Below are 24,231 nucleotides of genomic sequence, written 5' to 3'. Positions count from 1 at the left end.
GGGGTCACCGGCTCGCGTCCGGCGGCCACCACCCCGCAGCCCGTCGCCACCGCGCCGAGATCATCCGTTCCCTCCCCTCGTACGCGCCAGCGGCCCGTGAACTCTTTCCTCGCCTCCTGCGGATAACAGGGTGAAGGTTCCCGGCGCTGCGGAAGGTCGTGCATGAATCGATTGAGACGAGCGAAGCCGGCCGACGTCGGCGCGCTGACGGACGCGGCGGTCATCCAGCGGTCCGTTCGAAATCCCGAGAGCTTCGCGGTGATCTTCGACCGGCACGCGCCCCACATCCACCGCTACCTGGCCCGGCGGCTCGGTGCGGTGATCGCGGACGACCTGGTCGCCGAGACGTTCCTGGCGGCGTTCCGGCGCCGAGAGCGGTTCGACACCGCCCACCCGGACGCCCGGCCGTGGCTGTACGGCATCGCCACCAACATCCTCAGCCAGTACCGGCGCGAGGAGGAGCGCGAGTACCGGCTGCGGCAGGCGTACGCCCCGGCGACGAGCGAGGTGTCGCACGCCGATCGGGTCGCCGCCGTGGTGACCGCGCAGTCACTGCGCGGGACGCTGTTCGGCGCCCTGACCGCGCTCTCACCCGGAGACCGCGACGTGCTGCTCCTGATCGCGTGGGAGGAGCTGACCTACGAGGAGACGGCCGCCGCGCTGGCGATCCCCGTCGGCACCGTGCGATCCCGACTCAACCGAGCCCGCAAGCTGCTCCGCGACGAGCTGAGCGGCGATCCCACCCTCACCATCGAGGAGGCACTGAGCAATGGATGACCTGCGACTGCTCCGGCAGGTCGGCGAGGAGATCCCGCCGGCATCCCCTGAGCGGCTGGCCCCGGCCCGCGACCGGCTCCTGGGCGCGATGACCACATCGCCCGCTCCCACGACGATCCGGCGTCCGACCCGGACCCGCTGGCGGCTCGCGTTCAGCGGGGTGGCGGCGGCGGGGGTGGCGGCAGCCGTCACCTCGGTGCTCGTGCTCGCGCCGGACCGGTTCGGCGGTGACGCGCCACCCGCCCGCGCGGACGCCGGCCAGGTGCTGCGGAACGCGGCGGCCGCCTCGCTCCGCACGCCGGACGTCGCCCCCCGCCCCGACCAGTTCATCTACCGGCGCATCCAGAGCGGGCCGTCGACGCACGAGAGTTGGATGTCGGTGGACGGCACCCGGGACGGCGTGGTGCGCGAGACCACCGCGAGCGGCGTCACGGAGACGCCGGTTCCGGGGTGCCGCAACGGGCGGATGGCGGCGGTGAAGGGCGGCCAGGTGGTGCCGGGACGCACCGAGCGGTGCACGCCGGAACCCGCGTACCGCTCCGACGTGCCCACCGACGCGGCGGCCATGCGGGCCTACCTGGCCGGGCAGCGTGGCGACGACGAGCCGGGCGACTCCAACGCCGCCGGTAAGGACGTGCTCCACCTCGCCGAGACCTATCTGCGGCCGCAGGCGCGGGCGGCGCTGTACGAGGCCGGGGCGACGGTCCCGGGCCTGCGCGCCGTGCAGGACGTCACGGACGGTGCGGGCCGCCCCGGCATCGGGATCGCCTGGCCGTCCACCCGTGGAGCGGGGGAGATCGTTCTCGTGTTCGACGCCGGGACCTACGCCTACCTCGGCGTCTCGGGCGCGGCGGGATCCTCGGCGATGCTGGCCCTCGACGTGGTCGACGAGGTCGGTCAGACCAGCTGAGCTCGCGTACCACGGCAGGCGGGTCGCCACGCGCGGCCCGCCTGCCGGTGCGCGCGGGCTGACCGCGACTCAACCCTGGCCCGCCTCCGCGCGGTACCGCGCGATCCACTGCCGGTTGAGGTCGTCGGCCTGCCGCTGGTGGCGCGCGACGACGGTCCCGCCCCGCGGCGCGGCGAGCCCGAGGAAGTCGAGGATGCGGTGCGTGGTGGCGACCATGTCCGTGTCGAGTTCCTCGTACGACAGGGTGAGCGGGTGGATCCCCCGCGACGCGAACCAGGCCTCCCAGGCGGCGTTCTGCTCCCGGATCGTGTCGAGGTGGCCCCGGATCCCGTCCGCGTCGAAGCGGGGCGCCCGCCCGTTGCCCGCGCTGCCGCTGATCTCCCCGTTGCCGCCGACGAACCAGGCGGCGGTCTGCTCCGCGCGTAGCCAGGACACCGCCTGCGCCAGCACGTCGTGGCGGCGCAGGAACACGAAACGGGTGCGGCCGAACGCCCGCTCCAGCAGCGCCACGTCGTCGCCGCGCAGGTCGGGGTGGACCCCGGCGAGCTTGTCGACCACCTCGTCCAGCGTGCCCCACATGAGCTTCGCGCCGAAGACGCCGTTGCCCGTCCGCCCGGCCCTCAGCGCGGCCCGCACGTAGTCGGCGTAGTCGAAGCCGCCGTCGGCCGTGCGGGGCAGCCGCCACCGCTGCGCCCACAGCGGCTCGTCCGGGGAGCGGAAGTACGCCTGGGGGCGGCCGGCGACCCCCGTGGACTCCAGCAACCCGAGCAGCAGCGAGCTGCCGGTTCGCGGGGTCGCGCAGATCAGGTACGAGTCGGCGCGGTCCTCGGCGTCCGTCGGCATGCCCCGAGGTAACCGCAGGGCAGGGCCACGGGCAACCGGATTCCCCACCACGGGGCGCCGCCGGCCGCTGACCAGGGGGTACCCGGCCGGCGGCCGTCCGGCGGCGCCCGCGACGGTCGTGGGCGCGGGAGTCAGACGAGCCCGCCGAGCGCCGGGTCGGTGATGCTGTCCCTGCCGTTCTCGACGTGGCCGGCGCAGCGGTACGCGAAGCGCGGGTCGCCCGACAGGGTGACGGTGAGGTCGTACCAGCCGTGGGTCCGGGCGAGCGTCCAGTGTGCGCGGTCCGTCCCGCCGGGGCGCAGGGTCAGTTCGACGGGGCGCGAGTGGTAGCCGTCCCGGACCGTCACCACGATCCGCTTCGATCCGTGGTTCCGCAGGTCGAGGGTGATCCTGTGGTCGTGCTCGTCGTACGACGGGGTGACGTCGAGGACCGCGTCGACACCCGCGAACCGCCGGAAGAACCCGTTCGGCCCGTGGACCGACAGGTCGTAGCCGGATCCGATCTCCCAGGTGTCCGTCAGGCGCTTGCCGGGCTCGACCGTGTAGGTGCGCGGCGCGTCCGGGCTGCCGGCCCGGCGCACGTGGAAGACCGCGCCCGCCTCGCCCGCGTTGCGGAAGTCGACGCGGAACCCGTCCGCCCCGATCCGCCCGTCGGCGTGCAGGGTGTACGGCAGGGCCCGCGCCGGTCGTACGCCCCGCTCCTGCTTCGGAAGCCGCTGGTCCACCGGCGGGACCGGTACCTCGTCGGGGTGCCGCACCAGCTCCTCGGGCTTGAAGTCGTCGGTGTCCGGCAGCGTGATCCGCTCCGACCGGTTGGGGTGGCGGAAGTCGAAGGCCGTGGTGAGGTCACCGACGACCGCGCGGCGCCACGGCGTGATGTTGGTTTCGACCAGGTCCGGCCGGCCGTCGCCGAACCGCGCCTCGAGAAACCTGATGAGGGAGGTGTGGTCGAACAGCTGGGAGTTGACCCAGCCGCCGCGCGTCCAGGGCGAGACGACGATCATCGGGACCCGGACGCCGAGGCCGTAGGGGCCGGCCGTCAGGTTGGCGTCGCCCGGGAAGATCTCGTTGGTGATCGGCACCGTCGAGAGTCCGTGCGCCCGCGTGCGCGGGGGCGTCGGCGGGACCACGTGGTCGAAGAAGCCACCCTCCTCGTCGTAGGTGACGAAGAGGGCCATCTTGCTCCAGACCTTCGGGTTCGAGGCGAGGATGTCGACGACCTGGGAGATGTACCAGGCGCCGAAGGCCGGCCCCCAGTTCGGGTGCTCCGTGTACGCCTCGGGGGCGGTGATCCAGGAGACCTGCGGCAGGCGGTCGTGTTCGACGTCGGCGCGGAAGTCGGCCAGCAACGCCTCGGGGTCGCGGCCCTCGGTCCTGATCTCGGTGCCGGTCTTGGCCCGGTCGGCCAGCGGCGTTCCCGGCGCCGCGTTCTGGTACTGGTGGAAGTAGAGCAGCGAGTTGTCGCCGTAGTTGCCGATGTACGGGTCGCTGGTCCAGCCCCAGGAGCCGGCGGCGTCGAGGCCGGTGCCGATGTCCTGGTAGACGCGCCAGGAGACGCCGTTGCGCTCCAGCCGTTCCGGGTACGTCGACCAGTCGTAGCCCGCCTCGGCGTTGGTGACGACCGGTCCACCGCCCTCGCCGTCGTTGCCGACCCAGCCGCTCCACATGTGGTAGCGGTTGGGGTCGGTCGGCCCCATGAGAGAGCAGTGGTAGTTGTCGCAGACGGTGAAGGCGTCGGCGAGCGCGAAGTGGTAGGGCAGGTCCTCACGGGTGTGGTAGGTCATCGCCGTGACGCCCTTGTTCGGCACCCACTGGTCGAAGCGGCCGTCGTTCCAGGCGGCGTGTCCGTCGTTCCAGCCGTGCGGCGGGTCCGGCAAGAAGGTCTGGCCGAGGTCCGGGACCTCGGGCCGGAACGGCAGCAGCTCGCCACCGCCGTTGCGCTGGTGCCACACGCTCTTGCCGGAGGGCAGGGTCACCGGGTGCGGGTCCCCGAAGCCGCGGACGCCCCGCATCGTGCCGAAGTAATGGTCGAAGGAGCGGTTCTCCTGCATCAGGATGATGACGTGTTCGACGTCCCTGATGGAGCCTGTCCGGTTGTTGGCCGGGATGGCGAGTGCCTTGCTGAGGTCGGGCAGCGCCGCCCCGACCGCGGGCGCTCCCACCATCTTGAGAAACGTACGGCGATCCGTGCCCATGGCTCACCCCTCGTGATTGCTGTCCGGGAACCTGGCGACGGGACGCTATCGGCGCCCGGTGGACGGGAGATGGCCGTGACGGGGTGGTTCTCCGACCGTTCGGGCGACCCGGGGTGGCCGGAGGGGTCCTGGACCGCCCCTACCGCTCCGCGCGGTGTTGTCCATCGTGGATGGGTCTGCGCGCCACCAGGTACGCCTGTGGCGTCGACTCCGTCCCGCCCGCGTACGGCTCCGGTTCCCGCAGCAGCTGCGCGCGCATCTCGAACCCGGCGGCCAGCAGCAGCTCCGTGACCTGTTCCGGGCGCCGGCGGCGGAAGGCCAGCGAGATCTGGCGGCCGAACGCCTCGGTGCGGACCACCGGCTCGTCACCGACCTGGAAGACCATGGCGAGGTGACCGCCGGGGACGAGCGCGCGGTGGAACCCGGCGAAGGTCGCCGCGAGCAGCTCGTCGGGCACGTGGATGATCGAGTACCAGGCGGTGATACCGCCGAGGCCGTGCTCGGGGAGGTCGAGGGCGGTCATCGAGGCCTCCTCGAACCGCAGCCCGGGGTGGTGGCGCCGGGCCACCGCGAGCATCTCCGGCGAGAGGTCGATGCCGAAGACGTCCAGTCCGAGACCGGCGAGGAACCCGGTGACGTTCCCGGTGCCGCAGCCGATGTCGGCGACCAGGCCGTTCCCGTCCCGCCGCACCAGTTCCGCGAATGCGGTGAGCATGGCGCGGTCGAACGGCTTGCTGGCCAGCTCGTCCCGGAACTGGCGGGCCATGTCGGTGGCCACCGCGTCGTAGGCGGCCCGGGTCTCGCGCAGGAAGTCCGCTTCGATCATCCCGGCACGCTACGCCGCGGCACCGGCGACCCGGGGGTACGCCGCACCGGGGTCACGTAACCACCCCGCCCGCGAGCGCGGGCGGGGTGGTGAGCCGGACGTGTTCAGAGAGCGGAGCGGATCGCCTCGGCCAGGGTGACCGGCTCGCGGCCGATCAGCTGCCGCAGGTCGTCACCCTCGACCCGCAGCTCGCCCTGCGCCAGGCCACGGTCACCGTCGGCGAGGACGGCGGCGTAGTCGGCGGGCACGCCGGCGCCGACCAGGACCTCGATGTACTTCTCGCCGGGCAGGTCGGTGTAGGTCACCTCACGGCCGGTCTGCCGGGACAGCTCCGCGGCGAACTCGGCCATCGTGAAGGGCGCCCCGCCCAGCTCGTACACCTTGCCGGCGTGGCCCTCGGTGACCACCACGGCGGCGGCCGCGTCGGCGTAGTCGGCGCGCGCGGCGGCGCTGACCCGGCCGTCACCGGCCGCGCCGGCGATGCCGTGCTCCAGGTACGTGGGGATCTGGGGGAGGTAGTTCTCGAAGTACCAGCTGTTGCGCAGAAAGACGTACGGCAAGCCGGAGGCCCGGATCTCCTGCTCGGTGCCGCGGTGCTCCTCGGCGAGGATCAGGCTGGAGGTGTCCGCCCGGGGGATGCTGGTGTAGGCGATCAGCCCGACGCCGGCCTCCCTGGCGGCGGCCACCACGTTGCGGGCCTGCTCGACTCGCCGGCCGATCTCGGTGCCCGAGACGAACACGAGCTTCTCGGCGCCGGCGAAGGCGGCCCGCAGCGACGCGGGGTCGTTGTAGTCGGCCCGCCGGACGGTCACCCCGCGCTCGGCGAGGTCGGCGAGGCGGTCGGTGGCCCGGCCGAGGGCCACGATCCGATCGTCCGGTACGCCCCGGTTGAGCAGGGATTCGACGGTGAGGCGGCCGAGGTGACCGGTGGCGCCGGTGACGACGATGGACATGCGCGCTTCCTTTCGGGTTGCGGAACATCCCCTTCAACCGGAGCGCCGACTCATCACTTCCCAACAGAGAGTAGGCACCTTGAAGTGCGTAACGCCCTGTGGGAGAGTGGAGAGGTGGAACCGGACCTCTACGACCGCAAATGCGGCAGCCGGCAGGTCCTCGACCGGATCGGCGACCGGTGGAGCGTCCTCGTGGTGCTGACGCTCGCCGACGAGACCAAGCGCTACGGCGACCTGGCCCGACGGATCGACGGGATCAGCCAGAAGATGCTCACCCAGACGCTGCGTGGGCTGGAACGCGACGGACTGGTGACCCGCGAGGTGCACGCCTCCGTGCCACCCCGGGTCGACTACGCCCTCACCGACCTGGGGCGCAGTCTGCTGGATCTGGTCTCCGGCCTGGAGTCGTGGGCCACCACCCACCTCGCCGAGGTGGAGGCCGCCCGGGCCCGCTACGACGCGAGCCAGACCGTTCAGTGATGTAACAAGAATTCGTGCGAAGACGCTGCGACGCGAGCGGGCGCGCCGCAATTCCTCCGCACATAGGCTCGCACTTATCGACAATCGACAGATTGTGGCATTCCCACGGTCGGCCGTCGGACGCGAATGAGGGGGCGTGTCCGGCACCGGTGTGGGTGCCTGTGCGATTCGGCCTGGCTGAGCCGGGACGACGGCGGCCGGCGGGACCATCGCCGGCCGCCGTCGCGTCTCAACCGGCCGGCAGCTCCTCGGCCCGGGTGATCACCTGGTCGATCAGCCCGTACTCGCGTGCCTGCTCGGCGGTGAACCAGCGGTCGCGGTCCCAGTCCCGCTGGATCTCGTCCAGCGTGCGCCCGCTGTGCTGGGCGATGAGCTCCTGCATCGTGCGCTTCACGTGCAGCATGTTCATGGCCTGGATCGTGATGTCCGCGGCGGTGCCGCCCATTCCCCCCGAGGGCTGGTGCATCATGATCCGCGAGTGCGGCAGGGCGTAGCGTTTGCCGGCCGCCCCGGCGCAGAGCAGGAACTGCCCCATCGACCCGGCGAAGCCGAGTGCCAGGGTCGCGACGTCGTTGCGGACGTAGCGCATGGTGTCGTAGACCGCCATGCCCGCGCTCACCGAGCCGCCCGGCGAATTGATGTAGAGGTAGATGTCCCGCCCGGGATCCTCGGCGGCGAGCAGCAGGATCTGGGCGCAGATCTGGTTGGCCGTCTCGTCGGTGACCTCGGTGCCGAGGAAGACGATCCGCTCCCTGAGCAGCCGTTGGAACACCTGGTCGCCGAAGGACGGCTGCCCGCCGTCCAGCATCCGCACCGGCTCGTACCCGATCATCGTGCCCGCCTTCCACCGCGCCGGCGGGCGGTGGGACCGCCCGGGGGACCGGCCCCTCCAGCGTGCGCCCGGCGGTGGTGGCGTCCCCAGCCGTTCTGCCGGCGGCAGATTCGCCGTCGGCAGAACGCCCGCTAGACCGCGGTCAGGCTCCGGCCGGTGTGGGCCCGGCGGCAGCCGAGCAGCCCGCCGGTGCGCGGGCCGGAGCGCCCGGCCGGCGCGGGACCGGAGCGGCCGACCCGCAGCGTCGGGCCCCCCGCGCCCGGGCCGCGGTGCAGGATCGCCCGTGGGGTGCGCGGACCGACCCGCGGGCGGGGCCCCGACTCGGGCCGGGGCGCCGGCAGCGCCACCAGCGTGGCCGGCCCGGAGCGGGGCGCGACCGGCAGGCGGGGCTCGACCTGGCGCAGGTCGTCCCGGGCCTCCTCCAACAGCTCGGAGAGGTGGATGCCGAGAGCCCGGCAGATCGCCGCGAGCACCTCGGAGGAGGCCTCCTTGCGCCCGCGTTCCACCTCGGACAGGTAGGGCACGGAGACCCCGGCGGCCTCGGCCACCTCACGCAGCGTCCGGCCCTGGCGCAGCCGCAGCCGCCGCAACACCCCACCGATCACCCGTCGCAGCAACGACATGCCGGCCTCGCTTCCACGCCTCGTCGTCCCGGGGACACCTCCATCATGCCCGCTGCGGCTGCTCCGGGCCGCCCCGGAGGCCCACCCGGTGGCCGGGGACGGCGCGGACGGGCACGTGGCCGCGCACCCCGGTCGTGACCCGCCCCCGGCCTGGCCGGGCCGAGGTCACCACCCGGACATGCGACATTCGCCGCACCCGCTATGTTGTGCACGTGCAGGCGACGGGGCAGGTGCGACGGTGATCCATTTTCCCGCGCAGCGCCGGAGTCCGCTGAGTGCGCTCAGCCTGCGACTGGCCGCTGCGCTGGCGCTGGTGTTCGCCACCGTCGCGGTGGTCTACCTGGACCGCGCCGGCTACCGCGACGTCAACGAGGACGGGCTCACCCTCCTCGACTGCTTCTACTACGCCGTGGTGACCCTCTCCACCACCGGCTACGGCGACATCACACCGGTCAGCCACAGCGCGCGGCTGGTGAACGTCCTGTTCATCACGCCGGCCCGGGTGATCTTCCTGATCATCCTGGTCGGCACCACCCTCGAAGTCCTGACCGAGCAGTACCGGACCGGCCGGCGCCTGACCCGGTGGAGGAAGACCGTGAAGGATCACGTGATCATCTGCGGCTACGGCACCAAGGGCCGTAGCGCGGTCTCCGCCCTGCTCGAGAACGGGCTGGACAAGTCACGCATCATCGTCGTCGAGCGCAGCGGCGCCGCGCTGCGGCAGGCCACCGCGGCGGGGCTCGTGGCGATCGAGGGCTCCGCGACCCGGTCGGCGACGCTGAACGAGGCGCACGTGAAGAACGCCAAGGCGGTGATCATCGCGACCGACAGCGACGACGCGTCGGTGCTGGTGGCGCTGACCGTCCGGCAGCTCACGGCCGGGCAGGTGCGGATCATCGCGGCCGCCCGCGAGGCGGAGAACGCCCCGCTGCTGAAGCAGAGCGGAGCGCATCACGTGATCGTCTCGTCGGCGACGGCGGGTCGGCTGCTCGGTCTCTCCACGTCCGCGCCGCCGCTGATCGACGTCGTCGAGGATCTGCTCACCCCCGGTCAGGGGATGGCGCTGGCCATGCGCTCGGCCGAGCGCAGCGAGGTGGGCCGCTCGCCGCGGGAGTTGGACTCGCTGGTCATCGCCCTGGTGCGGCGGGGCAAGGTGGTCACGCTGGCGGACCGGGCCGGTGCGGTCATCGAGACCGGAGACATGCTGGTTCACGTCCGGGACGACCGGCCGCACACCACCACGTACTGAACGGGGCCGGCGCGACGTCAGCAGGCGTTCGGGTCGGCGCCGTCCTCCGTGGCAGTGCAGATGATCTGCCAGCCGTGGGTGGCCCGGCGGAGTAGGCAGTAGAGCGACTCCCGCTCGCTCGGTTCCAGCGCGCCGAGCACCTCGTCCTCCGCCGTCTCGAGGGCGCACTCGGCTTCGCGGAGCCGCTTCTCGCCGCTCTCGGTGAGGAACACGACGTGCCGGCGGCGGTCCTCGGGTGACCGTCGTCGCTCCACCAGCTGCGCCGTCTCCAGGTCGTTGAGCAGCCCGACCACGTTCGTCCCGTCGATCTGAAGGGTGGCGGCGAGGGCCTGCTGGCCGATTCCCCCGGCGTCGCGCAGCACGGTGAGCGCGACGAGGTGTCGCGGCCGCAGGCCGAGCGGCGCCAGCACGGACTCCGACCTGAGTCGCATCCGCCGGGACAGGTGATCGAGCAACGGCCCGACGCGGCGCTCCGGGTGGACGACCGGCAGGTCAGGCATGTGAGCCAGTTTACCTCGACGCCCAGGATCGGTCTGCTATAAATGGTTGGCGCTACATCAACGATCCATGGTTCGCGGAGGATTAGTTCATGGCACACCTGTTGCACATCGACTCCAGCATCCGGGGCGAGCACTCGATCAGCCGACGGCTCACCGCCCGGGCCGCCGCGGCCTGGCGGGCCGCCCACCCGGACGGCACGGTGACCTACCGGGACCTCGGCAAGGAGCCGCTGCCCCACCTGGACGCGGCGGGTGGCCTGGCGAGGCTCGTGCCCCTCGACCAGCACACCCCGGAGCAGCGCGCGTCCTGGGAGCTGACCGAGCAGCTGGTCGCCGAGGTGAAGCAGGCCACGACGGTGCTGCTGGGCCTGCCGCTCTACAACTACGCGGCGCCGAGCAGCGTGAAGACCTGGGTCGACCACCTCATCGCGCCCGGCATCGCGTACGACCCGGCGACGGGTGCGGGGCTGCTCGGTGACCGCGAGTTCATCGTGCTGGCCAGCCGCGGCGGCGGCTACGGGCCGGGCACGCCCCGGGAGGGCTGGGACCACGCCGAGCCCTGGCTGCCGCACGGCATCTCGCAGACCGGCCTGGAGCCACGGTTCATCGCCGCCGAGCTCACGCTCGCCCCGGTGAACCCGGCCATGGCTGAGCTGATCCCGCTGCACGAGGAGAGCCTCGCCGCGGCCGAGCGCGCCGTCGACGAGCTCTGGATGCCGGCCCGGACCGCCGCCTGACCCCGGGCCCCGGTCGACTCCCGCCGGGCACGCGAGGCGAGCCCGGTACGAACGAGCGGGCGGGCCGTTCCCGTGGGAACGACCCGCCCGCTTCGTGTGTGTCGCGTCAGAGGATGGTCCAGGTGTCCCCGCTGCTGAGGAGACCGGCGAGCTGCTGCTCCGGGGTCTCGGTGACCTCCGCCCGCGCGGCGTCGAGCTGGGCCCGCACCACGTTGTCGTAGGAGGGCCGCTCCACCGACCGGAAGACGCCGATCGGGGTGTTGCGCAGGTCGAGGCCCGGCAGCCGGGAGAGCGCGAAGGCGTACGCCGGGTCGGTGACGGTCGCGTCGTGCACGACGATCTCCTCCGGGGCCGTCGCCGCGGTCTCGCGTACCTCCAGGCCGAAACCGCCCGGGGGGTGTACGACGCAGAACTGGCCGTCCTTGCCGAACGTGATCGGCTGCCCGTGCTCCAACCGGATGAGGTAGTCGTCCCGGGTGGCCGGCTCCTTCAGCTGGTCGAACGCGCCGTCGTTGAAGATGTTGCAGTTCTGGTAGATCTCCACGAAGGCCGAGCCCTGGTGCTCCGCGGCGGCGCGCAGCACCGACTGGAGGTGCTTGCGGTCGGAGTCGATGGTGCGGGCCACGAAGGTCGCCTCGGCGCCGAGCGCCAGCGAGATCGGGTTGAACGGCGAGTCCGCGGAGCCGACCGGCGTCGACTTCGTGATCTTGCCGACCTCGGAGGTGGGCGAGTACTGGCCCTTGGTCAGCCCGTAGATCCGGTTGTTGAAGAGCAGGATCTTGAGGTTGACGTTGCGGCGCAGCGCGTGGATCAGGTGGTTGCCGCCGATCGAGAGCGCGTCGCCGTCGCCGGTCACGACCCAGACCGAGAGGTCCGGCCGGGTCGCCGACAGACCGGTGGCGATCGCCGGGGCGCGGCCGTGGATCGAGTGCATCCCGTAGGTGTTCATGTAGTACGGGAAGCGGGACGAGCAACCGATGCCCGAGATGAAGACGATCCGCTCCCGCGGGATGTTCAGCTCCGGCATGAAACCCTGAACGGCGGCCAGGATCGCGTAGTCACCGCACCCGGGGCACCAGCGCACCTCCTGGTCGGACTTGAAGTCCTTGGCGGTGAGCTTGAGGGCGATGGGCTCAGACATTCTTCAGGACCTCTTCCAGCATCGTCTCCAGCTCAGCGGCCGTGAAGGGCAGGCCGCGGACCTGGTTGTAGCCGATCGCGTCGACCAGGTACCTCGCGCGGATCACGTGCGCCAGCTGGCCCAGGTTCATCTCGGGGATGACCACCCGGTCGTACGAGCGCAGCACCGACTCCAGGTTGGCCGGCATCGGGTTCAGGTGCCGCAGGTGTGCCTGGGCGACCGGCAGCCCCCGCTGGCGCAGGGCGCGGCAGGCGGCCCCGATCGGGCCGTACGTCGAACCCCAGCCGAGCACCAGCACCCGGGCGTCGCCGTCCGGGTCGTCGACCTCGACGTCCGGCACCGGGATCGTCTCGATCCGGGCGGCCCGGGTACGGACCATGAAGTCGTGGTTCGCCGGGTCGTACGAGATGTCGCCCGTCTTGTCGGCCTTCTCCAGCCCGCCGATCCGGTGCTCCAGCCCGGGGGTGCCGGGGATGGCCCACGGCCGGGCCAGGGTCTCCGGGTCGCGCAGGTACGGCAGGAAGGTGCTGCCGTCCTCGCTGTTGGGCGCGGCGGCGAACTCCACCCGGAGGTCGGGCAGGCTCTCCACGTCGGGCAGCAGCCACGGCTCCGACCCGTTGGCGACGTAGTTGTCCGACAGCAGGATCACCGGGGTGCGGTAGGTGAGGGCGATCCGGGCCGCCTCCAGGGCCGCGTAGAAGCAGTCGGCCGGCGACTTCGGCGCGATCACCGCGACCGGCGCCTCACCGTGGCGACCGTAGAGCGCCATGTTCAGGTCGGCCTGCTCGGTCTTGGTCGGCATGCCGGTGGAGGGCCCCGCCCGCTGCACGTCGACGATGACCAGCGGCAGCTCCAGCGCCACCGCCAGCGAGATCGTCTCGCTCTTGAGCGCGACGCCCGGGCCGCTCGTGGTGGTGACCCCGAGCGCGCCACCGTACGACGCGCCCAGCGCCGCGCCGACCGCGGCGATCTCGTCCTCGGCCTGCATGGTGAGCACGCCGAACCGCTTGTGCTTGCTCAGCTCGTGGAGGATGTCGGAGGCCGGGGTGATCGGGTACGCGCCGAGGAAGACCGGCAACCCGGAGCGGACCCCGGCGGCCACCAGCCCCAGCGACAGCGCGGCGTTGCCGGTGATGTTGCGGTAGGTGCCCGGCGGCATCTGCGCCGGCTTGACCTCGTAGCGGACCGCGAAGTCCTCGGTGGTCTCGCCGAAGTTCCATCCGGCGCGGAAGGCGGCGATGTTCGCCGCCACCAGCTCCGGCCGGCGCGCGAACTTGCGCTCCAGGAACCGCAGCGTCGACTCGTAGGGACGCGAGTACATCCAGCTGAGCAGACCGAGGGCGAACATGTTCTTGGCCCGCTCGGCGTCCTTCTTGGACACGTCCTGGTCGGCGAGGGCGCCGATCGTCATCGAGGTCAGCGCCACGGGGTGCACCACGTAGCCCGCGAGCGTGTCGTCGTCGAGCGGGTTGACCTGGTAGCCCACCTTGGCGAGGTTGCGCTTGGTGAACTCGTCGGTGTTGACGATGATGTCGGCGCCGCGCGGCAGGTCGGCCAGGTTGGCCTTGAGCGCCGCGGGATTCATCGCCACCAGCACGTTCGGCGCGTCGCCGGGCGTGAGGATGTCGTAGTCGGCGAAGTGCACCTGGAAGCTCGACACCCCGGGCAGCGTGCCGGCGGGCGCGCGGATCTCGGCGGGGAAGTTGGGCAGTGTCGAGATGTCGTTGCCGAGCTGGGCCGTCTCCGACGTGAACCGGTCACCGGTCAGCTGCATGCCGTCGCCGGAGTCGCCGGCGAACCGGATGACCACCCGGTCCAGTTGACGGATCTGCTTGCTCACGCCTGCACCTCGCTTCGCTGCGCGCGGTGGCGGCCCGAGTTGATGGTGGTCTCGCCTTGCCCGGCCACTCGACCTCCTGACGCACCGTGGCACCGCGCCGGCCGTGGCTGGTCCGGCCCGCATGTGGTTTCTCACCTCAGAGCCTACGTCGGACCGACCCGTCACTTTCCCCGGAGGTTCGCGGACTGGGACCGGATCGGGGGGTGAAATTCACCACTTCGTGGCGTTTCGCGTCTCTGGTCGGTAACGGAGATCACCGTCGGCCGATGTCCGTCCGGACCCGTGATCGACTCGTCGGGCGGCTGCCCGCGTCACTCCTGCGGCGGGACCACCGGGTCGGTGAGGCGCCCGCGCAGCGACCGTACCGCCAGCCAGAGCGCCAGGGCGACCAGCACCGTCGACCCCGCGATGAGAGCGATCACCAGTCGGCGCACCGAGGCGCCGTCCGGGGGGTCCGAGGCCGCCGGGGCGGCCGCGCCCAGCACGCCCTGCGAGCCGGTCGGCGCCGGTGCCGCCACCGGGATCGCCAGCGCGGCGACCGCCGTGATCCGGAAGCTCATCCGCACCTCCCGCGGCGCTCCGCTGCGCGGGTCGAGCCGGCCGACCACCGCTCCCGCCAGCGGGGCGTCCCGCTGGGCCGAGGCGGTCGCCTCGACCGGCAGGCGCAGGTCGAGGCGCTCTCCGGCCGCAACCGCGCCCAGGTCGCACCGGGTCCGGGTGGGGTCGAGCGGTTGGCAGCCCGCCGGCGGGGCGGGCACCGTCACCCCGGCGGGGAGCACCACGTCGATCCGGCCCGTGGCGTCCACGGTGCCCGTGTTGGCGAGCCGGACGGCGAGGTCCGTGCCGGCCCCGCTGACGTCGAAGGTCACCTCGTCCGCCTCCAGCCGGATGCCGGGCGACGGGGGCCCCGGCGGGAAGAGGACCGCGAAGCCCTCGTCGTCACTCGCCGTGCCGGCCACCCCGGGGGCGCTCGCGGTGACCGCGACCGACCCGACCAGCGGCATCCGCCGCCAGGCGTCGCCGGAGACCCGGACGCGGATCAGGGTGCTGAACCGCGCGCCGGCCCGCACCGTCCACTCCCCGCAGCGGTACGCGCCGTTCCCGGCGCTCGCGCACCCGGCCGTGCCGGCGTCGGTCAGCCCGGCGGGGAGCGAGTAGGAGAGGCGGATGCGCTCCGCGACGCCGCCGGTGTTGGTCACGGTGACGCGCAGCGTGGTGACCGTGCTGCCGGCGTTCCAGTACCCGCCGCCCAGCGTGACGTCCCCCGTGGTCACCCGCACCCCGAGCGGGTCCGGCGCCGGGCTGCCCACCGGCGCCGACGGGCGGACGGGCGGGGTCGCCGGACGGGTGGGCACCTCCGGGGTCGGCGGCGCGGTCGTGGGCGCGACGGTCGCCGGCGAGCTGGTCGCCGGGGCCGGGGTGCCGCTCGTGGGCGGCGGGGTCGTCTCCTCCGGCGGCTCGATCGTGGGCGGCGCGGTGGTGGGTGCCGGTTCCACCGTGGGCTCCGCCGGCGGGGTCTCCCCGCCCTGGTCGCCGGGCTCGGTGGCCGTCACGACCGGAGGGGCGGTGGCGCCGAGGGCGACCGCCCCGCCGGACGGCACGACGAGCGCGGCGAGCACGGCGAGGGCGAGCGGCACGCCGTACGCCGGCAGGTGTCGCCGACTGCGCGCCCGTCGCGCGGGCGGTACGTCCACGGCCATCGGGTCCTCCGCTGACGACGGATCAGGAGTCCCATCGTCGGTACTGTTGTCACCCGGCACTAGTCCCGTCCGGAAACAAATTCGTAACGTGTCCGGTACCGCAGTCCGAACCGGGCGGTAGGCTGCCGAGCGTGACCGGTTACCTGGGCTCGTACGCGACGCTCGGGCTCCTGCTGCTCGTCAGCGTGCTCTTCTTCGCCGTGGCGTTCACCGCCAACCGGGTGCTGCATCCGGGGCGCCCCGCCGACCCGCCGGGCAAGCGGGCGACCTACGAATGCGGGCTCGATCCGGTCGGCGGCGACTGGGCGCAGATGCAGATCCGCTACTACGTGTACGCGTACCTCTACGTCCTCTTCGCCGTCGAGGCGGTGTTCCTGTTCCCCTGGGCCGTGGTCTTCGACCGGCCCGGGTTCGGCCTCGTCACGGTCGTCGAGATGGCGATCTTCGTGGCCGTGCTGGCCCTCGGCATCCTCTACGCCTGGCGCCGCAACATCCTGCGCTGGACCTGAGCGCGCACGACGACGGGTCAGGCGAGGCCGCGCCGGGTCGCCACCGGCGGGCGGTCGCCGCGGATCGAGGCCACCATGTCGAGCACCCGGCGGGTGGGACGCACCTGGTGGGCCCGGAACACCCGGGCGCCCAGCCAGGCCGAGACCGCCGTCGCGGCGAGCGTGCCCTCCAGCCGCTCGGTGACCGGCAGGTCCAGCGTCTCGCCGACGAAGTCCTTGTTGGAGAGCGCGACCAGCAGCGGCCAACCGGTGGCGGTCAGCTCGTCGAGCCGGCGGGTGATCTCCAGCGAGTGGCGGGTGTTCTTGCCGAAGTCGTGCGCGGGGTCGATGAGGATCCCGTCCGGGCGTACGCCCAGCGCCACCGCGCGTTCGGCGAGCCCGGTCACCGTCGCGACCACGTCGCCCACCACGTCGTCGAAGGCGGCCCGGTGCGGGCGGGTCCGTGGGGCGAGCCCGCCGGCGTGCGAGCAGACCAGCCCCGCGCCGGTCTCGGCGGCGACCCGGGCCAGCGCCGGGTCGGCCCCGGACCAGGTGTCGTTGAGCAGGTCGGCGCCGGCGGCGACGGCCTCCACCGCGACCTCGGCCCGCCAGGTGTCGATGGAGATCACCACGTCGGGGAAGGCGGCCCGGACGGCGGCGATAGTGCCGACCGTGCGCCGGATCTCCTCGGCCGCGTCGACCTCGGCGCCCGGGCCGGCCTTCACCCCGCCGATGTCGATGATCTCCGCGCCCTCGGTCACCGCGCGCTCCACGGCGCGCAGCGCGCTGTCCGCCGCGAAGGTGGCCCCACGGTCGAAGAACGAGTCCGGCGTGCGGTTGACGATGGCCATCACCACCAGCTCGCCCGGGCCGAACGTCCGCCCACCGAGCCGAAGCTCACCGGCCATTGCCGCCTCCCTCGCCGACGCACCGCCGGCGGAGCCCGCCGCCGGCCGGTCCGACGCTAACCGGTCGGTCGACCCGGCGTCCGCGCGGTCCGCCGCGCCGGCGTCGGTGGCGGGGTCGCTCCGGCCCGGCCGGCATGCCACGATCTGTGCATGGGTCAGGTTCTGCTGATGCTCGTCGCGGCGCTGACCGTCGCGGCGGTGGTGTTCGGGGTGACGGTGCTGGTCACCGGCCGTGATCCGGGCCTGGTGCCGGCCGAGCCGGACGGGCGCGCCGTGCCGTTGCCGGGCGACCGCCCGCTCCGGGAGTCGGACATCACCGACGTCCGGTTCGACACCGCCCTGCGCGGCTACCAGATGGCCCAGGTCGACCGCGCGTTGCGGCGCGCCGCCTACGACATCGGCTACAAGTCGGAGCTGATCAGCGTGCTGGAGGCGGAGGTGACGGCGCTGCGGGACGGGCGGACGGCCGACGCGGACGTCCTGCGGCGCGCACGCGAGCAGGCCGCCGGTCAGGCCACGTCCGTCAACGGCGTCGCGGCGGTGCCCGGCACGGCCCCCGGGAGCGACCGGGCCGCCGAGCCCACCGACGGCCACCCCGAGGTGGTGGTCGCCGCCGCCCCGTTCGCGCCGGTCGCCGACGACGCCGAGCCCCGGCGCGGCGGCGCGGACGAGCGGAAGGCGGCCAACGGAGGCTTCGACGTCATCTCGTCCGAGGACCGGACCGGCGGCCGGCCCGCCCGGGGCGACCGGGCCGACGCGGCCGACGCCGGGCCCACCGACGAGGAGTCGGCGGACGAGTCGGAGAAGCCGGGCCCGGCGGTGCGCTCGGAGTCGGTGTGACCGCAGCGGAGGGCGGGGAAGACCTGCCCGGGGCGGCCCAACCGGGCGCCGGAGAGGTGACCGCGACGGTCATCGTCGACGCCCCGGCGGAGCGGGTCTTCGCGGCGCTGCTGGCGTGGGAGCGGCAGTCGGAGTGGATCCCCTTCACCCGGGTGCGGGTCGTCGAGGGCGACGGCCGCGAGGGCAGCCTCGTCGAGGCGGTGACCGGCCTCGGTCCGGCGGAGGTGCGCGACGAGATGCGCGTGGTCCGCGTCGACGAGCCCTACGAGATCGGGGTGGTGCACTGCGGCCGGCTGCTGCGCGGTCCGGGCGTGCTGCGCTGCACCCCGCTGGCGCGCGACCGCACCCAGGTGGTGTGGCACGAGTGGTTCCACCTGCCCGGCGGCCCGGCCGGTCGCGTCGCCTGGCCGGTGATCTGGCCCGGCTCGAAGGTCGGGCTGACCCGGGCGCTGCGGCGGTTCGGCCGGCTGGTCGAGCAGGGCCGGCTGCCCTGACGGGTCAGGCCGGCCGGCCGGGTGCCGGCGTCGGCGCGGCCGCCAGCGGCTCGCCGGAGGTCGGGGGCACCGGTCCGGCCGGGTCCGGCCGCCACCCGGGCGAGCGGAACAGGTGCCCGGCCCGGTGCCGCCAGTTCGCGGCGGCCCGCAGGTCGCGGCCGATCGAAGCGTACTCGTGGAAGGCCACCCGGAGCGGGTTGTACGTCCCGATGTTCTTGGTCAGCCCGTAGACGCAGCGTTCCCGCTCGGGAGCGAACGTGCCGAAGAGCCGGTCCCAGACGATCAGGATTCCGCCGAAGTTGCGGTCCAGGTAGCTGCCCTGCGACGCGTGGTGGACCCGGTGGTGCGACGGCGTGTTGAACACCGCCTCGTACCACCGGGGGAGCTTGTCGATCCGCTCCGTGTGGATCCAGAACTGGTAGAGCAGGTTGACCGAGCCGGCGAACGCGACGACCGCGGGGTGCACGCCGAGCAGGATCATCGGGATGTAGAAGACCCAGCCGGTCACGCTCGTCCACGGCTGGCGCAGCGCGGTGGAGAGGTTGAACCGCTGCGACGAGTGGTGCACCACGTGCGACGCCCAGAGGATCCGGATCACGTGGTGCCCCCGGTGCGACCAGTAGTAGCAGAAGTCCTGGGCGAGCAGGATCAGCGGCCAGGTCCACCACACCTCGGCCACGCGCAGCGGGGTGAGGGCGTAGAGCAGCGAGTACGCGGCGGCGATCGGCACCTTCCAGAGCAGGTCGGTGAAGACGCTGCCCAGCCCCATCGTGAGGCTCGCCGCGGTGTCGGCCCCTCCGTAGCCGATGTCGTCGTCGTCGCGGTGGAGCAGGTAGGAGATCCGCTCCAGCACGATCAGCAGCAGGAAGGCCGGGATCGACCAGGCGATGATGTCCGGGAACTCCTTCATGGCAGCCTCCCCGCGTGCCCCGGGCGTCGTGCCCGCCGGATCGTCCGGCGACGCCGCGCTCCTACTGGCCGGTAACCATGCACGATAGGCAGCCTTCGCTGGACTGGCAATGGGGTGTCGGAGGTTTGGCCTAGCCTGTGGGCCGTGACTGACCTGGTGATCGGCGCCGACGGGCTGCCGCGCTGCGCCTGGGGGGCGAGCACTCCCGACTACGCCGTCTACCACGACACCGAGTGGGGGCAGCCGCTGCACGGCGACGACGCGCTCTACGAACGGATGACGTTGGAGGCGTTCCAGTCGGGGCTGTCCTGGCTGACCATCCTGCGCAAGCGGCCCGCCTTCCGGCTCGCCTTCGACGAGTTCCGCATCCCGACCGTGGCCGCCTACGGCGAGTCCGACGTCGCCCGGCTCCTGGCCGACGCGGGCATCGTCCGCAACCGGGCCAAGATCGAAGCGGCCATCGCGAACGCGCGCGCGGCCATGGAGCTGTCCGAGGGGCTCTCCGCGCTGCTCTGGTCGTTCGCCCCGGCTCCGCGGCCGGCTCGCCCGGCCTCCTTCGCCGAGGTCCCGGCGATCACCCCGGAGTCCACGGCCATGGCCAAGGCGCTCAAGAAGCGCGGCTTCCGGTTCGTCGGGCCCACCACGGCCTACGCGCTGATGCAGGCCACCGGCATGGTCGACGACCATCTCGACGGCTGCCATGTGAAGCCGACGGGGACGGCGTGATGGGATGGTGGGCATGACGACCGACACCGCGCACCGGGCGGGCGGGGCGAGCCGGGCGCCGCGCACCGGCGCCTGGGCCGTCCTCCTGCCCGCCGGCCGCTACGACGCCGAACGGCTGGTGCATCACGACACGCTCGAACTGACCGGCCTGGACGAGACCGTGCGTCCCCGCCCCGGCGACGACGTGGCGGTGCTGATCGACGAGCCGCCGCGGGTCGTGGCGCTCGGCCGCGTCGCCGCGCCGACCGGCGTGCGGGCCGACGACCCGGACGACCCGCAGTCCGACCGCGAGGCAGCGCTGGTGGTGACCTACAGCAGGCGGGCCTTCGACGACCCCGTGCCAGCCGGCCCGCTCACCCTCGACGGCCCGGTGACCCCGCTCGACCCGCAGGTGCACCGGGCACTGGCCGACCGGCTCGGCCCGCCGCCACCGCGACGCACCTGGCTGGTCAGCCTCGACCTGCCGATCGAGGCCGACTCACCGGCCGAGGCGGTGCGCCTCTTCTGGGCGTACGTGCAGGAGCTGGGCCCGCGCGAGCTGCCCGCGTTCGTCTCGCCCGCCGGCGACGAGCTGGCCATGCAGGCGTTCGTGCTCGGCGCCGAGGCCAACCAGGATCCGGAAGAGGACGACTGACCCACCGGGGGCGAGCTGCTCAGCGCCCCTCGAAGACGGGCCGCTCCTTGGCCACGAACGCCTTGGTGGCGGCCCGGTGGTCGGCGGTCGCCCCGCAAATCGCCTGCGCCTGGCCCTCGGCCGCGAGCGCGTCGGCGAGTGTGCCGGCGTCGGCGATGGAGAGCTGGCGCTTGATCGCCCCGTACGCGACCGTCGGCCCGGCGGCCAGCCGCGCCGCCAACTCCTGGGCGACCGGCAGCACCTGCTCGTCGTCGTCGACCAGGCGGTTCAGCAGCCCCAGCCGGCACGCCTCCTCGGCGCGCACCGGCTCGGCCAGCATCAGCAGTTCGATGGCCTTGGCGTGACCGACCAGCCGGGGCAGCGTCCACGAGGCGCCGGTGTCGGCGGCGAGCCCGACCTTGGCGAACGCCATGAGGAAGCTGGTGCTCGGGCCACCGATGCGGATGTCGGCCAGGAAGGCCAGTGAGGCGCCCGCCCCGGCGGCCATGCCTCGCACCGCGGCCACCACCGGCTTCGGCAGGTTCGCGAGCCGGGCGGCGATCGGGTTGTAGTGCGCCCGCACGGTGGCGAGCGGGTCGTCGTTGCCGGACTCCAGCGTCGCCACGTGCTCGCGCAGGTCCTGGCCGGCGCTGAACGACCCGCCCGCGCCGGCGAGCACCACGGCCCGGCAGCTCCGGTCGGTCTCCAGGTCGGACAGGGCGTCCCGGAGTGCCTCCTTGAGCGCCACGTCGAACGCGTTCATCGCCTTCGGGCGGTTCAGCGTCAGCGTGACGACGGCGTCGGTCCGGTCGACGAGCAGTGGCTCGGTCACTTGATCAACGACCCTTCTGTCGGGCGATGCGGTTGCCGGCGTCGAGGCACTGCTCGACGTACCGGTCGGCGGCCGGCCGCAGCCGGGCCGCGTGCCGGTCGAAGAAGCTCGCCGCGGCGGTGCCGGGCCAGCGTTCGGGGAGCAGGGCGGGGGGCAGCTGCGGGTCCCGGAAGAGGAAGGTACGCCACGCGTGCACCAGCCGGAACCGGGCGGCGTACGCCTCCTCGTCCTCGCTGCGGACGGTCACCTTCGTCAGCAGTGGCCGCTGCTCCGCCACGAAGCGCTCGTACGCCCGCCCGATCTCGTGCAGGTCCCAGGCGCGACGAACCACCGCCATGGCGCCCGGCGTGCCGGCCGCGTGCGCCGCGGTGAACCGCTCGTACCGCACGCCCGTCTCGTTGAGCAGCACGTCCACGTCCTCACCGGGGCGGGTGGCCACCCAGGTGCACTCGTCGAGCGTGCCGTAGCCCAGGAAGGTCAGGTTGGCGGCGAGCCGCTGGCGTTCCCGCCGCGACGTCGGCGCCTCCAGCACCAGGAGGTCGAACCGGCCGTCCCAGCTGACCCGCCCGGTCCGGTAGATCCGGGCCGCCGCCTCGTCGAGCCGACGGGCGGCTTTCGCGGTGATCGAATACCCCGGCCCGGACGGCAGTTTGAGCGGGTCGAGCCAGCCCTGGCGGACCATGCGCGAGACCGCGGTGCGTACGGCCGGAGGGGCGATGCCGAGGGGCGCCAACAGCTTGACCAGGGCGGCCACCGGTGCCCGGCCACCCCTCGACCGGAGGTAGTCGCCGTACAGGTCGAAGAGTGCCGACCGTGCCTGCATGACCGCACATTGTGACAGGCCTTCTCAAGATAAGCTAGATGCTGTTACATCAATGCTGCTTCGGTTTGGGTCCGGCGGTGTTCATCAGGGAAAATCGTTGGTCGACGCCCCCGCGATGGTTGCGGGTGGTCGTGACGAAGTGGCTGTGGGGCAACCCACCGACCCTGGTGTAGGTCTGAGGGGAGACAACATGGCGGCGATGAAGCCGCGGACGGGCGACGGTCCGCTGGAAGTCACCAAGGAGGGCCGGGGCATCGTCATGCGGGTCCCGCTGGAGGGCGGTGGCCGGCTCGTCGTCGAGATGACTCCCGACGAGGCGAACGCGCTCGGTGACGCGCTGAAGGCGGCCGCCGGCTGATCGAGGAGCGGTCCGGGCGGCGTCCGCCGTCCTGACGGTTCGTCATACCCTGAGCCACCGGCCCCGGCCGGTGGCTCAGGGCTTCACCGGTGCGGAACGTCCCGCGCCGCGATCTTCCTTGGAGGTGCGGTCCCGCGTGCTCGCGATCCGTCTGCTCGCCGAGCCCGACCGGCTCGACACGCTCGTGCTACCCGTCCGACCGGGCGAGACGACGGAGGGCGGGGACGCCCCGGCCGCGCCGCTCCCGACCGCCGGCCCGCTGCCCGACGGCGTCGCCGACGAGGCCGCCGCGCTGGCCCCGGCGGCCCGGCTCACCGGCCGCGCCGGTGAGGTCCGCGCCCAGCTCCGTCCGGGGCGTACCCCCGGCGTGCTGGTCCTGGTCGGCGTGGGCGACGGCGACGAGGCGGGCTGGCGGCGGGCGGGCGCCGCGGTCGCCCGGGCCGTGGCGGACGAGGAGCACGCGACGATCGCGCTGCCGGCCGACGCGACCCCGGCCACCGTGCGCGGACTCTGCGAGGGGCTGCTGCTGGCGTCGTACCGGTTCCGGCTGACCGATGCCGGGGAGAAGCCCGCGTTGACCGGGATCGACCTGCTCGTGGCCGACCCGGCCGAGAACCGGACCGCCGTCGAGACGGCCCGTGCCACCGCCCGAGTGACGTGGTGGGCCCGGGACCTGACCAACACCCCGTCCTCGGTGAAGAACCCGGAGTGGTTCGCCGGGCAGGTGGCCGAGGCCGCCACCGGCGTGCCCGACCTGCGCCTGCGGGTGCGCGGGCCCGCCGAGCTGGCCGCCGAGGGCTTCGGCGCGATCCTCGCCGTCGGTGGCGGGTCGGCCAGCGGCCCCCGCCTCGTGGAGCTGGACTGGCACCCGGCCGACGCGCGCACCCACGTGGTGCTCGTCGGCAAGGGCATCACCTTCGACACCGGCGGCATCTCGATCAAGCCGGTGCCCGCGATGAAGCTGATGCGCAAGGACATGGGCGGGGCGGCCGCCGTCGTCGCCGCCACCCTCGGCGCGGCGACGATGCGGCTGCCCGTCCGGGTCACCACGCTGGCGCCGCTCGCGGAGAACGCCGTCAGCGGGTCGGCGTTCCGCCCCGGCGACGTCATCCGCCACTACGGCGGGCTCACCAGCGAAACGGTCAACTCGGACGCCGAGGGCCGCCTGGTGCTCGCCGACGCGATCAGCTACGCCGTCCGGGAACTCAAGCCGGACCTGCTCGTCGACCTGGCCACGCTCACCGGCGCGAACGCGGTCGCGCTCGGCAAGCGCACCGCCGCTCTCTACAGCGACAACGACGGGCTGGCCGCCGACCTGCTCGCCGCCGTCGAGGAGGCCGGCGAAGCGGCGTGGCGGATGCCGCTGCCGACCGACTACGTCGAGTACCTCGGCAGCGAGGTGGCCGACCTGTTCAGCGCCCCCTCGGAGGGGGCCGGCTCGGTGGTCGCCGCGCTCTACCTGCGCGAGTTCACCGGCGACCTGCGCGACCGCTGGGTGCACGTCGACATGTCGGCGCCGTCGTGGGCCGACGCGGACGACGCCGAGCTGACCAGGGGCGCGACCGGTTGGGGCGTACGCTCCCTGCTGCGCTGGCTGGCGACGCTCAGCTGAGCGGCGGAGGGTGCCCACGCC

Annotated in this window: 26 protein-coding genes; 12 read left to right on the top strand and 14 right to left on the bottom strand. The window is 73.2% G+C overall.

The genetic code is table 11. The annotated features are described in order from the left end of the window. The first annotated feature begins 162 nt into the window (after window positions 1–162). Both SM573_RS06750 and SM573_RS06745 read left to right on the top strand, forming a co-directional pair. The gene (locus tag SM573_RS06750) at window positions 163–777 is read left to right on the top strand and encodes an RNA polymerase sigma factor (RefSeq protein ID WP_474615706.1); all 615 of its coding nucleotides are present in this window, start codon (window positions 163–165) and stop codon (window positions 775–777) included. Beyond that, window positions 770–1,687, top strand: a complete 918-nt coding sequence (locus SM573_RS06745; protein WP_474615705.1) for a CU044_5270 family protein — start codon at window positions 770–772, stop codon at window positions 1,685–1,687. Before SM573_RS06750 ends, SM573_RS06745 begins: the two co-directional genes overlap by 8 nt. Window positions 1,688–1,756: 69 nt before the next feature. On the opposite strand, the gene SM573_RS06740 is transcribed toward SM573_RS06745, so the two are convergent. The 4 genes from SM573_RS06740 to SM573_RS06725 form a co-directional block, all read right to left on the bottom strand. Next, the gene (locus SM573_RS06740; protein ID WP_474615704.1) at window positions 1,757–2,530 is read right to left on the bottom strand and encodes a Stf0 family sulfotransferase; all 774 of its coding nucleotides are present in this window, start codon (window positions 2,528–2,530) and stop codon (window positions 1,757–1,759) included. A gap of 131 nt (window positions 2,531–2,661) precedes the next feature. Continuing rightward, window positions 2,662–4,695 (bottom strand): phosphocholine-specific phospholipase C, encoded by a 2,034-nt coding sequence (locus SM573_RS06735; RefSeq protein ID WP_474615703.1) that lies wholly within the window; start codon window positions 4,693–4,695, stop codon window positions 2,662–2,664. Between the two features lie 169 nt (window positions 4,696–4,864). Next, entirely contained in the window at window positions 4,865–5,551 is a 687-nt protein-coding gene (locus tag SM573_RS06730) for a class I SAM-dependent DNA methyltransferase (RefSeq protein WP_474615702.1), read from the bottom strand. Window positions 5,552–5,655: 104 nt separating this feature from the next. Beyond that, entirely contained in the window at window positions 5,656–6,504 is an 849-nt protein-coding gene (locus SM573_RS06725) for an SDR family oxidoreductase (protein WP_474615701.1), read from the bottom strand. Window positions 6,505–6,588: 84 nt separating this feature from the next. Between SM573_RS06725 and SM573_RS06720 the strand changes: the two genes are divergently transcribed. Beyond that, complete coding sequence (locus SM573_RS06720; RefSeq protein ID WP_474615700.1) at window positions 6,589–6,984, top strand: winged helix-turn-helix transcriptional regulator; 396 nt, start codon at window positions 6,589–6,591, stop codon at window positions 6,982–6,984. A 229-nt stretch (window positions 6,985–7,213) separates the two neighbouring features. Here the strand turns inward: SM573_RS06720 and SM573_RS06715 are convergent, their stop codons facing one another. Both SM573_RS06715 and SM573_RS06710 read right to left on the bottom strand, forming a co-directional pair. Beyond that, the gene (locus SM573_RS06715) at window positions 7,214–7,816 is read right to left on the bottom strand and encodes an ATP-dependent Clp protease proteolytic subunit (protein WP_474615699.1); all 603 of its coding nucleotides are present in this window, start codon (window positions 7,814–7,816) and stop codon (window positions 7,214–7,216) included. A 131-nt stretch (window positions 7,817–7,947) separates the two neighbouring features. Then, a complete protein-coding gene (locus SM573_RS06710) occupies window positions 7,948–8,439 on the bottom strand; it encodes a helix-turn-helix domain-containing protein (protein ID WP_474615698.1) in 492 nt (163 codons plus the stop codon). 238 nt (window positions 8,440–8,677) lie between these two features. On the opposite strand from SM573_RS06710, the gene SM573_RS06705 reads away from it, so the two are divergent. Continuing rightward, a complete protein-coding gene (locus SM573_RS06705) occupies window positions 8,678–9,688 on the top strand; it encodes a potassium channel family protein (protein WP_474611527.1) in 1,011 nt (336 codons plus the stop codon). Between the two features lie 17 nt (window positions 9,689–9,705). Here SM573_RS06705 and SM573_RS06700 read toward each other — a convergent pair whose 3' ends face one another. After that, complete coding sequence (locus tag SM573_RS06700; RefSeq protein ID WP_474611528.1) at window positions 9,706–10,188, bottom strand: MarR family winged helix-turn-helix transcriptional regulator; 483 nt, start codon at window positions 10,186–10,188, stop codon at window positions 9,706–9,708. An 89-nt stretch (window positions 10,189–10,277) separates the two neighbouring features. Between SM573_RS06700 and SM573_RS06695 the strand changes: the two genes are divergently transcribed. After that, on the top strand, window positions 10,278–10,925 hold the full coding sequence (locus tag SM573_RS06695) for an FMN-dependent NADH-azoreductase (protein ID WP_474611529.1): 648 nt from the start codon (window positions 10,278–10,280) through the stop codon (window positions 10,923–10,925). A 106-nt stretch (window positions 10,926–11,031) separates the two neighbouring features. On the opposite strand, the gene SM573_RS06690 is transcribed toward SM573_RS06695, so the two are convergent. The 3 genes from SM573_RS06690 to SM573_RS06680 all read right to left on the bottom strand — a co-directional run bounded on the left by SM573_RS06690 (window position 11,032) and on the right by SM573_RS06680 (window position 15,606). Continuing rightward, a complete protein-coding gene (locus SM573_RS06690) occupies window positions 11,032–12,066 on the bottom strand; it encodes a 2-oxoacid:ferredoxin oxidoreductase subunit beta (protein ID WP_474611530.1) in 1,035 nt (344 codons plus the stop codon). Continuing rightward, window positions 12,059–13,906 (bottom strand): 2-oxoacid:acceptor oxidoreductase subunit alpha, encoded by a 1,848-nt coding sequence (locus SM573_RS06685; protein WP_474615697.1) that lies wholly within the window; start codon window positions 13,904–13,906, stop codon window positions 12,059–12,061. The genes SM573_RS06690 and SM573_RS06685 overlap by 8 nt, the downstream gene beginning before the upstream one ends. Window positions 13,907–14,217: 311 nt before the next feature. Then, a complete protein-coding gene (locus SM573_RS06680) occupies window positions 14,218–15,606 on the bottom strand; it encodes a hypothetical protein (RefSeq protein ID WP_474615696.1) in 1,389 nt (462 codons plus the stop codon). Between the two features lie 131 nt (window positions 15,607–15,737). Between SM573_RS06680 and ndhC the strand changes: the two genes are divergently transcribed. Next, complete coding sequence (gene ndhC / locus SM573_RS06675) at window positions 15,738–16,115, top strand: NADH-quinone oxidoreductase subunit A (RefSeq protein ID WP_474615695.1); 378 nt, start codon at window positions 15,738–15,740, stop codon at window positions 16,113–16,115. A gap of 17 nt (window positions 16,116–16,132) precedes the next feature. Here the strand turns inward: ndhC and folP are convergent, their stop codons facing one another. Continuing rightward, entirely contained in the window at window positions 16,133–17,002 is an 870-nt protein-coding gene (gene folP / locus SM573_RS06670) for a dihydropteroate synthase (RefSeq protein ID WP_474611534.1), read from the bottom strand. 150 nt (window positions 17,003–17,152) lie between these two features. On the opposite strand from folP, the gene SM573_RS06665 reads away from it, so the two are divergent. Then, the gene (locus SM573_RS06665; RefSeq protein WP_474615694.1) at window positions 17,153–17,842 is read left to right on the top strand and encodes a DivIVA domain-containing protein; all 690 of its coding nucleotides are present in this window, start codon (window positions 17,153–17,155) and stop codon (window positions 17,840–17,842) included. After that, a complete protein-coding gene (locus tag SM573_RS06660) occupies window positions 17,839–18,336 on the top strand; it encodes an SRPBCC family protein (protein WP_474611536.1) in 498 nt (165 codons plus the stop codon). The genes SM573_RS06665 and SM573_RS06660 overlap by 4 nt, the downstream gene beginning before the upstream one ends. 4 nt (window positions 18,337–18,340) lie before the next feature. Here the strand turns inward: SM573_RS06660 and SM573_RS06655 are convergent, their stop codons facing one another. Next, entirely contained in the window at window positions 18,341–19,246 is a 906-nt protein-coding gene (locus SM573_RS06655) for a sterol desaturase family protein (protein ID WP_474615693.1), read from the bottom strand. A 144-nt stretch (window positions 19,247–19,390) separates the two neighbouring features. Between SM573_RS06655 and SM573_RS06650 the strand changes: the two genes are divergently transcribed. Together SM573_RS06650 and SM573_RS06645 are read left to right on the top strand one after the other, a co-directional pair. Then, window positions 19,391–19,972 carry a DNA-3-methyladenine glycosylase I gene (locus tag SM573_RS06650; protein ID WP_474611538.1) on the top strand — a complete coding sequence of 194 codons (582 nt, stop codon included), beginning with the start codon at window positions 19,391–19,393 and terminating at the stop codon, window positions 19,970–19,972. A gap of 13 nt (window positions 19,973–19,985) precedes the next feature. After that, window positions 19,986–20,606, top strand: a complete 621-nt coding sequence (locus SM573_RS06645) for a hypothetical protein (RefSeq protein WP_474611539.1) — start codon at window positions 19,986–19,988, stop codon at window positions 20,604–20,606. Between the two features lie 19 nt (window positions 20,607–20,625). Here SM573_RS06645 and SM573_RS06640 read toward each other — a convergent pair whose 3' ends face one another. Beyond that, window positions 20,626–21,417 (bottom strand): enoyl-CoA hydratase-related protein, encoded by a 792-nt coding sequence (locus SM573_RS06640; protein WP_474611540.1) that lies wholly within the window; start codon window positions 21,415–21,417, stop codon window positions 20,626–20,628. 4 nt (window positions 21,418–21,421) lie between these two features. Continuing rightward, complete coding sequence (locus tag SM573_RS06635) at window positions 21,422–22,240, bottom strand: PaaX family transcriptional regulator (protein ID WP_474611541.1); 819 nt, start codon at window positions 22,238–22,240, stop codon at window positions 21,422–21,424. A 190-nt stretch (window positions 22,241–22,430) separates the two neighbouring features. On the opposite strand from SM573_RS06635, the gene SM573_RS06630 reads away from it, so the two are divergent. Both SM573_RS06630 and SM573_RS06625 read left to right on the top strand, forming a co-directional pair. Further along, window positions 22,431–22,598, top strand: a complete 168-nt coding sequence (locus tag SM573_RS06630) for a DUF3117 domain-containing protein (protein WP_007455245.1) — start codon at window positions 22,431–22,433, stop codon at window positions 22,596–22,598. Window positions 22,599–22,734: 136 nt separating this feature from the next. Further along, window positions 22,735–24,210, top strand: a complete 1,476-nt coding sequence (locus SM573_RS06625; RefSeq protein WP_474615692.1) for a leucyl aminopeptidase family protein — start codon at window positions 22,735–22,737, stop codon at window positions 24,208–24,210. The last annotated feature ends 21 nt before the right edge of the window (window positions 24,211–24,231 follow it).

Source organism: Micromonospora xinjiangensis (assembly GCF_056150165.1).
This window is presented reverse-complemented; position numbering and strand designations above follow the sequence as displayed.